Raw genomic sequence first — 10,844 nt, 5'->3', positions numbered from 1 at the left:
AGGACTCTTCGCTACTCCCTATCCCCTATTCCCTATTCCCTATTCCCTAATTAAGGTAATTCCACCGATGTCGGTTTGGCGATATGCGGTAATCCCCAGCCGAGTTTTTCGCGCAGGATTTTGAAGTATTCGGGCGGTTGGAGGCGGATAAATTTGGCGGGGTAAGGAGATCGGGCGATGTGAATGCTAAATTCTGGGAGGATATAACAGCCGCCGTTGCCATCTACGACCATCACCAGGCGATTGGGGTTAGCAGAATTGATGATGACGGGTTCGGTGTCGGAAAAGACTAGGGCGCGCGAAGCGAGGGAATGAGGGCAGATCGGGACTAACTGGAGCGCATCGACACCAGGGGCGACAACGGGGCCGCCAGCACTGAGAGAATAGGCGGTAGAGCCAGTCGGTGTCGAGAGAATGACGCCATCGGCGGCAATATCGACAGGTGCGTGTCTGCCGACGGTCACTTCAAAGTGACACATACTCGTTAAAGGTTCGCGATGGATCACCATCTCATTGAGACATAAGGCTTCCCACAACAGTCTGTCGCTCTCTCTGACTTGGATCGTGAGCATCGCGCGTTCTTCGACTTGGTAGTCGCCCGCGATCGTGCGTTCGATCGCTTCTGGTAGCTGATTGATGTAGGTTTCGGTCAAAAAACCCATGTGTCCGGTATTGACTGTCAGTAAGGGGATACCGCAAGGTGCCACCTGTCGAAAAGCAGCTAAAACCGTACCATCGCCCCCCAGGACGATCGCAAAGCTCATCCGATCGTCAAAACCTGGCGGACATAGTGAATCGATCGGAATATGTGAAATTGGCCGATCCGATTGGCAGTAGCCTAAGATGCCACCTTTGGCGGCGGCTGAATGAACTTCCCAACCTTGAGCTGTCAGTTTTGCGTCGATTTCCTGGGCAATCCGACAAGCAACGGGTTTACCCTCGTTATAGATTATGCCTACTTTTGGCACGGATGCAGTCCTACTTCAAATTGGCTCTGGATAAACATTTCTAACTGTGGAGAGCAATGGCGCGATCGTCTTAACAATGCTCCCGATGCTACTGCGGCACGCTCCATTGATTCGACTCTGGGCGTACGCAAAATTGCTGTTACTAGCTAGATTCTGATTATCGCATATTCGATACCCACAATCTGAGCGATCGCGGGGATCGCTGAGTTAGCATCACTCTCTATTTCCGGCTGCGGGGTTTTTAGTACATCATTTTTTTCTTTTTCTGTTTGGCCGCTTGAACTTCTTTTTGTTTGTTCTTTTCGTAATCTAGTTCTTTGAGCTTGCGGAGAATTCGGCTGAAGTATTCTTGCAGATAAGCTTCTAGGGTGCCGATTTCTTTCGGCTCGATCCCAAAAATTTGGTAGACTTCTTGCATATCAGCCGCGAGGGGCTTGCCAGTTGCCAAGACTTCGGTAAAGGCTAATCGATCGGCGGAGTTCCAACTCCACTCAAAGAATCGCAACGTTTGTCTGAGCACTCGAATCAGACCGATCGGTATATTCGTCGTTTTAGCTTCTTTGCCAGATTGCAGCTCGCAGTAATTGATAATTTCGCGACCGCTCCAAGCGCGATTGCCGACGACTGGAAAGCTCCGGTTGTGGGTTTCTGGCACCGAGAGTGCTTTGACGGCGAACTTGGCAACATCTTGAGTATCCATGTAAGCGATCGGCGAAGATTCGCCAGTCATCCACACGGGTTGTCCCTCTAAGGTTGGGATCGCAAATTGACCGATCAATCCTTGCATGAATCCTGCCGGACGCAGAATCGTATAATTCAAACCTGATTCCGCCAGAAATAGCTCCGTACACCGCTTGATTTCCATCAAGGGGACGTTGGGGTAATTCTCAGCTCCAAGAATCGAGAAGAAGATAAATCGCTCGACTTTAGCTGCGACTGCGGCTTGGATTAGTGCGACCTGTCCGTCCCAGTCCACCTTTTTAATGCTTAAGGCATCTGTAGCTCTAGCAGTAGCGGCATCAATTATCGCCGTTACACCTTCTAACGCAGGTGCCAGGGTACTAGGATCGCAGAGATTGCCGATGACTAATTCGGCTCCCCATTCTTTGAGGAAGGCGGCTCTGCGCGAACTACGCACCAAGCAACGGACTTTATAGCCCTCATCCAAGGCGCGGCGTGCGATCTGTCTACCCAAGGTACCTGTGGCACCAACGATTAATAATGTCATTTATAGAGAATAATTAAAAATTATTAAGACTATTTTTTAAAATTTTAGCAGAAATATCTCATGTTTGTTAACAATAATTCACATAAGAGTTTAGAGCGCGGAGTGGGGAGCGAAAAGTGCGGCACGGTCGGATGACCCGCCCAATGGTCTTGGGGTCTCACCTTTTTTGATGGAGAACCCGTCCAAAAGTGAGCCGCAAGTGAAGCACCTTTTCAAGAGAGCGGGGAGCGGGGTTTAATCTTACTCCCATCGCTGATTGTGGGTTATTCTTCTTCTGGCCCTTGAATCTTGAGAAACAAGAATCCCAGGCTCAAGCCGACTAAAATCAAGCTTGAAGACAAAATTGCCGCATTAAAAATTTCACCAGCCATGATGGAAGAACTCCTTAGATTTATTAAATAACAGATTTATGGTGCCCGCGACTACGGGGATCGCCTCATGTATCGTAACAGTATATTGGAAGTAAGCGATCGACACACTGGGACGCGATCGATCCCTTCCTAAGATCGTCAAACTTGTCACCAGTCCAGCCATGAGTAGCGATTTTTTATTACCAGTAGGCGATCGATATCAGTTGCGGCTGCTGCAACTGAACGATGCCCCAGAACTGTTCGCGTTGACCGATGCAAATCGGAGTTATTTACGCCAATGGCTGCCGTGGCTGGATGTTGTGACTCGGGTGGAAGACACGCAAGACTTTGTTACCAAAACGCTCGTGCAATTTGCCGAGCATGAAGGCTTGGTAGCGGCGATTTGTGAGAGTGGCAAGATTGTAGGGACGGTCGGATTTAACCGGATCGAGCAATTGAATCGGATTGGTTATATTGGCTATTGGTTAGCTGAATCCGCACGAGGTAAGGGAATTATGACCGACTCTTGCCGCAGTTTAATTAATTATGGGTTTACGACACTGAAACTCGATCGCGTTGTCATTGCTTGCGCTACCGGCAATCACCGCAGTCGCGCGATTCCGCTCCGACTCGGTTTTACCCATCAAGGTGTCGTTCGCGATGCCGAATGGCTTTACAAAGAATTTGTAGCGCACGATATCTACGCTTTGAATGTTGAAGACTGGAAAAAAGCAGCGATCTATTTACCGAGTAATCAATCATGAGCAACCCTAGACTCGTTATCACCTTGGGCGATCCGGCTGGCATCGGGACAGAAGTTGTGCTCAAAGCTTTGGGCGATCGATCTGGCTCGGCTGAAGATCTAACCCTCATCGGCAATCGTGACTTATTAATCGATCGCTATCACTACCTCCGCCAGCAGATCTCTACCACCGTCGAGTTAGCCAATCCAGCCGACCTAAACATTATCGATGTGCCCTTGGCTCCAGCGATTCGCGATGGCATCGAGATCGGTCGGGGAAATGCGGCAAGTGGGGCGGCAAGTTTTGCCTATTTGGATTTGGCGATCGATCGAACGTTAGCAGGGGAGTTTGACGCGATCGTCACCGCACCGATCGCCAAATCCGCTTGGCTAGCAGCGGGACATCATTTTCCCGGTCAAACCGAATTACTAGCGGCTAAGGCGCAGCTAGACCGCTTTGGGATGTTATTTGTCGGCGTTTCTCCCCACACTGGTTGGACATTAAGAGCCTTGTTAGCGACGACGCATATCCCCTTAGCAGAGGTGCCGCAGACGTTGACGCCCGAACTACTCAGTCTTAAGTTGGGGTTATTAGTAGAGTGTTTGCAGTCGGATTTTGGTTTGGAGTCGGGTTCGATCGCGATCGCGGGACTAAATCCACATAGTGGTGAAGGTGGACAATTAGGACGGGAAGAGGTGAACTGGCTGGATGACTGGTTGGTGCAGGCACGCCAAGTTTATCCCCAGTTCGAGCTAATCGGACTTCTACCACCAGATACGATGTGGGTTAAACCCGGACAAGCTTGGTTTGGGACTCATCCCCAGCCCCAAGCTGCCGATGCTTATTTAGCTCTGTATCACGATCAAGGGTTAATTCCCGTGAAATTAATGGCTTTCGATCGAGCGATAAATACGACAATCGGGTTGCCATTCGTGCGGACTTCGCCGGATCATGGCACGGCATTTGATATTGCCAGATTGGGAATTGCGGACGCACTGAGTATGCGATCGGCGATCGATCTAGCCGCTCAGTTAGTCGCTTCGAGAACTCAGATCTAAACTTGTTCCCATCACTCTTAAATCCTGGCTTGGCTGGTTGCTCAATTCCCCTGAAATGATGGCTTTCGATCGATACGACAATTGGATTGCCATTCGTGCAGACTTCGCCCGATCGTGGCACGGCATTCGATATTGCCAGATTGGGAATTGCCGACGCACTGAGTATGCGATCGGCGATCGATCTGGCTGCGAAGTTAGTTACCACTCGCGCTCCTCACTAAATCGCAAATCTCGACCTATAGTTACTTAGACGATCGGTTGTTGTATTATGAATGGACATCCGATTTCTCTGTGCCGATGCGTCGCGATACGATCTTCTACCAACTATTTCAGCAATCTCCCGCGCTCCTATTCGAGCTGATTGCCAACCCACCCTCAAATGCTGCTGACTATACCTTTGACTCAATTGAAGTCAAAGAAACTAGCTTTCGGATCGATGGTGTATTCCTCCCGCCCGATCGCAGCGGTATTATCTACTTTTGTGAGGTTCAGTTCCAAAAAGACGACCTGCTTTACGAAAGATTCAATAGCGAAACTAGCGTTTATCTCTATCGTAATCGCGAGCGATTTCATGATTGGCGGTCTATTGTCATTTACCCCAATCGTGGCGTCGAGCAACAAAGACTAGAAGTAGTCAGCGATTTGCTTGCTAGTGGCCGAATTACACGGATCTATTTAGATGAACTGCTAGAAATTCAGCAGCCCCCACTCGGTTTAGACCTGATACTGCTGACTATTCTAGATAACGATCGGATAGTTGCTAAAGCCAAAACCCTCATCCGGCAGTCACAGCAGCTACCAAATAGCCGTGCAATAATAGACCTAATATCGACGATCGTGGTTTACAAGTTTACCAGCTTAACAAGAACTGAGGTAGAAGCAATGATTGGGATTACCTTACAAGAAACCAGAGTCTATCAAGACGCTAAGGCTGAAGGCAAAGCTGAAGGAGTGAATGAAGGGCGTCAAGTGGAGGGTCAATCTTTGATTCTGCGACAATTATCTCGCCGATTTGGGACACTACCCGTAGAAGCAAATACTAAAGTTTTGGCTCTAAATTTGGAACAACTAGAAAATCTGGGCGAAGCGTTACTGGACTTCGATCGAGTGTCAGATTTGATGAGTTGGTTAGAGACTAATCGTTGAAAGGTTAGCCGTTCCAGCGCGTGCCCACCTAGTAGATCTTGTCTTGGGTTCGGGATCGAACAGAAGACGGTACTCTTCAGTTAAAATCTAGATTGGCGCACAGTTACTGCAACTGGTACCGCATAACTGTTAACTGCGAACATCTGGCACGGCGATACTCATGAGCGAACTCGAACAACAACTAGCAACACTCCAAGCGACGGCACAGGATGCGATCGCGCAAGCTCCGACACTAGAAGCATTAGAGCAGCTCCGAGTCAATTATCTGGGCAAAAAGGGCGAAGTGTCCAAAATTTTGGGTGGGATGGGCAAACTGTCAGCGGAAGAGCGTCCGGCCATTGGAGCGGCGGCGAATGTCGTTAAAGATGCGATTCAGGCGCAGCTCGATCGAGCCAAAACCGACTTCCAAGCGGCGCAAATTCAGGCACAATTAGCCGCTGAGACGATCGATGTGACGATGCCCGGTGTGTATTATCCCCAGGGGCGGATTCATCCGATTAATTCGACGATCGATCGAATGGTGGATATTTTTGTCGGTATGGGCTATACGGTGGCGACTGGGCCGGAAATGGAGACGGATTACTACAATTTTGAGGCTTTGAATACGCCGCCAGATCATCCAGCGCGGGACATGCAGGATACGTTCTATCTCCCCGATGGCAATCTCCTGCGCACCCATACTTCTTCGGTACAGATCCATTATATGGAAGAGAATGAGCCGCCGATTCGGATTATTTCACCAGGACGTTGTTATCGGCGAGATACGGTGGATGCTACACACTCTGCCGTCTTCCATCAAATTGAAATCCTGGCGATTGCCCCAGATCTGACGTTTACCGATCTTAAGGGTACGATTAAAGAATTCTTGACTCAAGCCTTTGGGATGGAGTTACCGATTCGGTTCCGTGCTAGCTATTTCCCATTTACAGAGCCGTCAGCCGAAGTAGATGTCCAATGGCAGGGGCGATGGCTGGAAATTATGGGCTGTGGCATGGTCGATCCGAATGTGCTGACTAAAGTGGGGCACGATCCGGAAGTCTATAGTGGGTTTGCGGCTGGCTTTGGGGTCGAACGGTTGGCAATGGTGCTGCATCAAATCGATGACATTCGGAAGCTGTATGGGAGCGATCTTCGCTTCCTAAAACAATTCTAGTCGCTCGATCGACAAGCCGCAGTTATACTCCTTTCCCGTTAAAAGATGAAGAATTTCTGGTGACAGGCAGGGTGTGTATTTAACACGGAGGGACACAGAGGACACACAGCGATTTGCGTTCGTCGGGTTCCCCGACGTAAGAAGCGGCGTTTTTATTCGGAGGTGCCCTCCGAATAAAAAAACGACAAGACAGCAAATCAAGACAGAGGCTCACGGAGGTAAATTCTCTCTTTCGCTGGGATTGGAGTAAAGCTCTTGTCTCGATCGAGTTGAGATGAGGACGGAAATTAGTAAATTGTCCTCATCTCAACGCTGTTTATCAATTCTCAATTATCAACTATCAATTACCAACGGCGGGGCAAACATTGAGTGCAGTCGGTAGTAATGACAGTACCGCCAGTAGAGATGATTACTGGTTCTGCTGGTGGTGGCTCGGCACAGACTTGGAGTGCGTTAGAAACGATCGCGAGCGCAGCAAATAGTCCATAACTGAGAAACTTACGCATGATTGAGACCAAAATCGGGGGGTCTCTACAATCTAACTAGTAAATTTCCGACCTACTGTGAACTAAATCACCTCCTGTACTACGCATCGATCGCGTCTAAATGCGATCGACTGGATACCGATGCTCCTGATACAGGCGCAGGGCAAATTTGCCTGCTGGGGTGGCTTGTGCCTTGCGAATGTCGGTTTGCATCTGGGTGGGCAGAACGTCAAGCGGAGTGGGTTTAATGTGGTGTTCTGGTGGTTGCAGGATTGGTGCGGCGAGAGCGGCAAAGGTAATATCGATCGCTGAAAATCGATCGCCGAGTAAATATTTGCGCCCATCAGCGAGCAAGCCATCTACTCGATCGAATACAATTTCAATCTCTCGACAAGATTCGGTAGCAGAGGTATCGGTAATATCGAAATTCGATCGCACGATCTTGCCGACCTTAGGAAAGATAATCGGAAATAGTAATTTCTCCCAAAACGGTACGCCTAAAGTCCACTTCGGATAAAGTAATTTGGGCGTGATGATATAAGAATAGCCCCAGCGGCGGGTATGTACGCCCAGAGTGCTATTGAATAATGTTTCTAATTCGGTACTGAGTAGCTGGATTTTGGGATCGATCGGATATAACTTTTCAGGATATAGCCTATCTAAATACCGCAAAATATCGGTCGAATCTGTGGCCACACCAGTATCTGTAACCAACACAGGCACGCTCGTACCACCATGCTTTTTAGTCGCATTGCGATGAAATGGCGGCATGTGCGCCATTTCCTGATAGGGAATTTGTAAGTAATCTAGTGCCCACCGTGCTTTTTCACTGTAATGGCTGACGGGAATCGTAATCAGTCGAAAGTTAGTCGGCATCAAATTTCTCCTAATTTGCAACTGTTATGGATCGATTGCTGTCTTGACGCTAAGTATTAGTATATGAATCAGTGAGATTTTGAGCAACCCAGAGGGCAACTTGCAATCGATCGCGGAGATTTAAATAGTTAAAAATATTAGTGACATAATTTTTGACTGTCCCTTCTGTCAGGTGCAGATCGAGAGCGATTTCACGATTACTTTTGCCTTTACCAATTAGTTTGAGGATTTCGATCTCATTATGATTGAATTGTTCGAGCACTGCTAATGTAGCTGATGGTGTCATCGTAGACTCTGGGATTCGTGCAAATACCTTGAGTGCGATCGCCGGATCGAGTTGTCCGAAACCGCGATCGAGACTGCGAATCGTGGTCGCCAATTGTTGTGAAGGCGTACTTTTGAGGATATAACCCAATGCACCATTTTGCAGCGATTGACAGATATATTCATCTTCATCAAATGTGGTCAATACCATAATCCGAATCCACGGAAACCGCTGATGGATGACTTTAGTGGCCTCGACACCATCACAGATCGGCATCCGCACATCCATCAAAATTACGTCAGGACGTAGTGTTTCGGCCAGTGAGATTGCCTCTTCACCATTGCTAGCTTCGCCGACAACTTCGATATCTAGTTCGAGGTTGATTAATGCCGCTAATCCTTGCCTGAAAATAACTAAGTCGTCAACTAATAAGAGGCGAATCATTTTGATAGTTGATAGTTGATAGTTAATAATTGATAGCTAAGTTGCAGGCGCAATATTAACTCGGTACGAATATTTTAATTTGTGTGCCTTGGCCGATGTTGCTATCAAGATGAAATTCGCCACCTAAACATTGCACGCGTTCTTTCATATTTCTCAACCCAAATCCGGCATGAGGTCGATCGAGATCGAAGCCATTACCATTATCACAAATTTCTAGAATAGTGCCGCGATCGACGATCCTACTGTCGATCGTTACCTGATCGGCTCCAGCATGTTTTTGAATATTGGTAATTGATTCTTGAATGATGCAATAAAGTTGATAGCTAGATTGAAGTGATAATGATGGGAACCGGACATCGACGCTTATCTGAAATGAATGATTTTGCTCTGCTAAGGCACCGATCGCTTCAGTGAGATCGAAATTCGATCGCTTCATCGTGCCCAAGGCTTGACGGACATTATCTAGAGCTTGAGAGCTGAGTTTTTTAGCGAGATCGATCGCTTGTTGCGCTCGTGCTGGTTCGGTAGATTGGACTCTTTGCGCGAGTTCGATTTGCACATCTAGAGACGTAAGCGAATGCCCTAATGTATCGTGAATATCGCGAGCGATCCGATTGCGCTCCAAGTCTATGGCTAGCGTTTCTACTTGTTTAGTGAGTCGATCGGCTTTTTCACGAGATTTCTGCTCTTCCACCCAAACATTACCAAGTAGTAGAACAAATATACAATCAATAACATGACTAAGACTATAGCCAGTTATCATCCTAGATGGATTTAGGTATAATTTTAGATCTACATTTAGCATAAAGTGAATTATGTCTGGCACGCGGGCAATATAGCTAAGACTAATTGCGATCGTAAAACCAATTGCAATTGTAATTATTTCTTTTCTGGGTAGCAAAAAACATCCTTTCAAGAAACAAGTGCAATAGAGAGCAAAGCTATCAAAATAGTAGTGTTCTGCAACAACAATAGCGGAAGCTGACAGCAGGATATAAATTCTTCTTTGCCAATGAGCAAAGTCAATAGGGAAAAATAAAATCAGGGAAACAAATACTAACGCATATAAAATTGTGTATTCGACTATAAATGGAGAATGCTGCAATCTAGGGTTTGTACAAATCGCCCAAATACTAAAAGCTAAAATGAATATTTCGATAATCAGAAGCGAACGTCGCATCCTGATGTAAGTGGGTTGTAGACTTGTCATCAGAGATTTTCTTAGGTGGAGGCTGCGCCTATGATGGATATTTATTAGATCCTAAGTCAATCGCGTAATCGATCGGTATGACTTTTGTCATATTTTATATGACCTTTGTTAATATCCAAATCCAGAGCAGCTGGGTTACTCTGTACTAAATGTGTAATCGTGTAGCATTTTGCGTATAAACGTACTCTGTCAGCATTAGTGTTTTTACTAATTTCCTAGCAGGATCGAGCAGTGAAACTTCATGCCTGTGGATGGCTAGATGCGAACCAGAGAGAGACAGTGACCTGTCAAACAGCTTATTTCGATCGATTTAACTCAACTTTATGAGGAGATAACTATGTCCGATTCACAATTTGATGCCCAATACGAGCTGTTATCGAAAGCAGTTAGTGTATATTCAGATTCTAAAACTAAACCTTTGGCAGAGCAGGCATTTGATGCCCTTGGCTATAAAATCGATCGGGTGTTCGATCCTTACTCTGATGGCGGCCAAGCAATTGGTCTTAGCTCCAAGGATGGCAGCAAACCACCAGTACTAGTGCTGCCAGGAGGAGCGAGTGGAAATCCGATTAGTGTTGGGAACGAAGAGTTTACTGCCAGCAAGCAAGCCATTCAAGACTGGATCGGCAGCATTACCAGCGACAAACAGGCTAACCCCCAAGGATTCAAGCCAGATGTCACAGGACTAAGTCGGGGGGGATCGTTAACTCAACTCACAGCTAGCGCGTTTCCCACTTTAATCGGCTCGGCGGTGACATTTGTATCGCCAGGAATAGATCGAGCGACTGCCGATAAATTTACTGAAAATGGTGGCGATCCCAGTCAAGTCAGGCACTATATAACTGACGGAGACTATCGCAGTCTGGGCGGCGATGCCTTTATTCCTGGAAAAGTGACAGTTGGTACTTATGAAACACC

At 47.2% G+C, this 10,844-nt stretch carries 12 protein-coding genes and 1 pseudogene; 6 read left to right on the top strand and 7 right to left on the bottom strand.

Annotated features, from left to right (window positions below; all coding sequences use genetic code 11):
* Nucleotides 1–50: 50 nt before the first annotated feature.
* From RMO84_RS07580 to RMO84_RS07570, 3 genes are all read right to left on the bottom strand, one after another.
* A complete protein-coding gene (locus RMO84_RS07580) occupies nt 51–968 on the bottom strand; it encodes an NAD(+) kinase (protein WP_310487857.1) in 918 nt (305 codons plus the stop codon).
* A 241-nt stretch (nt 969–1,209) separates the two neighbouring features.
* Nucleotides 1,210–2,196 (bottom strand): SDR family oxidoreductase, encoded by a 987-nt coding sequence (locus RMO84_RS07575; RefSeq protein ID WP_310487856.1) that lies wholly within the window; start codon nt 2,194–2,196, stop codon nt 1,210–1,212.
* 263 nt (nt 2,197–2,459) lie between these two features.
* Nucleotides 2,460–2,567 (bottom strand): PetM family cytochrome b6-f complex subunit 7, encoded by a 108-nt coding sequence (locus RMO84_RS07570; protein WP_309736810.1) that lies wholly within the window; start codon nt 2,565–2,567, stop codon nt 2,460–2,462.
* A 161-nt stretch (nt 2,568–2,728) separates the two neighbouring features.
* Between RMO84_RS07570 and RMO84_RS07565 the strand changes: the two genes are divergently transcribed.
* The 5 genes from RMO84_RS07565 to pheS all read left to right on the top strand — a co-directional run bounded on the left by RMO84_RS07565 (nt 2,729) and on the right by pheS (nt 6,646).
* Nucleotides 2,729–3,310 carry a GNAT family protein gene (locus RMO84_RS07565; RefSeq protein WP_310487855.1) on the top strand — a complete coding sequence of 194 codons (582 nt, stop codon included), beginning with the start codon at nt 2,729–2,731 and terminating at the stop codon, nt 3,308–3,310.
* Nucleotides 3,307–4,347 carry a 4-hydroxythreonine-4-phosphate dehydrogenase PdxA gene (gene pdxA / locus RMO84_RS07560; RefSeq protein ID WP_310487854.1) on the top strand — a complete coding sequence of 347 codons (1,041 nt, stop codon included), beginning with the start codon at nt 3,307–3,309 and terminating at the stop codon, nt 4,345–4,347. The genes RMO84_RS07565 and pdxA overlap by 4 nt, the downstream gene beginning before the upstream one ends.
* Nucleotides 4,348–4,442: 95 nt before the next feature.
* Nucleotides 4,443–4,568 carry a 4-hydroxythreonine-4-phosphate dehydrogenase PdxA gene (locus RMO84_RS07555; RefSeq protein WP_396135798.1) on the top strand — a complete coding sequence of 42 codons (126 nt, stop codon included), beginning with the start codon at nt 4,443–4,445 and terminating at the stop codon, nt 4,566–4,568.
* A 76-nt stretch (nt 4,569–4,644) separates the two neighbouring features.
* On the top strand, nt 4,645–5,493 hold the full coding sequence (locus RMO84_RS07550) for an Rpn family recombination-promoting nuclease/putative transposase (protein WP_310487858.1): 849 nt from the start codon (nt 4,645–4,647) through the stop codon (nt 5,491–5,493).
* A gap of 160 nt (nt 5,494–5,653) precedes the next feature.
* A complete protein-coding gene (gene pheS, locus RMO84_RS07545; protein ID WP_310487853.1) occupies nt 5,654–6,646 on the top strand; it encodes a phenylalanine--tRNA ligase subunit alpha in 993 nt (330 codons plus the stop codon).
* Nucleotides 6,647–6,990: 344 nt separating this feature from the next.
* On the opposite strand, the gene RMO84_RS07540 is transcribed toward pheS, so the two are convergent.
* From RMO84_RS07540 to RMO84_RS07525, 4 genes are all read right to left on the bottom strand, one after another.
* A complete protein-coding gene (locus RMO84_RS07540) occupies nt 6,991–7,152 on the bottom strand; it encodes a hypothetical protein (protein ID WP_310487852.1) in 162 nt (53 codons plus the stop codon).
* A 96-nt stretch (nt 7,153–7,248) separates the two neighbouring features.
* The gene (locus tag RMO84_RS07535) at nt 7,249–8,007 is read right to left on the bottom strand and encodes a glutathione S-transferase family protein (RefSeq protein ID WP_310487851.1); all 759 of its coding nucleotides are present in this window, start codon (nt 8,005–8,007) and stop codon (nt 7,249–7,251) included.
* A gap of 49 nt (nt 8,008–8,056) precedes the next feature.
* The gene (locus tag RMO84_RS07530) at nt 8,057–8,716 is read right to left on the bottom strand and encodes a response regulator transcription factor (protein ID WP_310487850.1); all 660 of its coding nucleotides are present in this window, start codon (nt 8,714–8,716) and stop codon (nt 8,057–8,059) included.
* Between the two features lie 55 nt (nt 8,717–8,771).
* A complete protein-coding gene (locus RMO84_RS07525) occupies nt 8,772–9,410 on the bottom strand; it encodes a sensor histidine kinase (RefSeq protein WP_310487849.1) in 639 nt (212 codons plus the stop codon).
* An 853-nt stretch (nt 9,411–10,263) separates the two neighbouring features.
* Here RMO84_RS07525 and RMO84_RS07520 point away from each other — a divergent pair.
* Nucleotides 10,264–10,844, top strand: a pseudogene (locus tag RMO84_RS07520) (calcium-binding protein); the annotation flags it as partial.

The sequence above is a fragment of the Chamaesiphon sp. VAR_69_metabat_338 genome, assembly GCF_031423935.1.
Classification (GTDB): domain Bacteria; phylum Cyanobacteriota; class Cyanobacteriia; order Cyanobacteriales; family Chamaesiphonaceae; genus Chamaesiphon.
The sequence above is the reverse complement of the archived record's forward strand: the minus strand, read 5'-3'. Positions and strand labels throughout refer to the sequence as shown.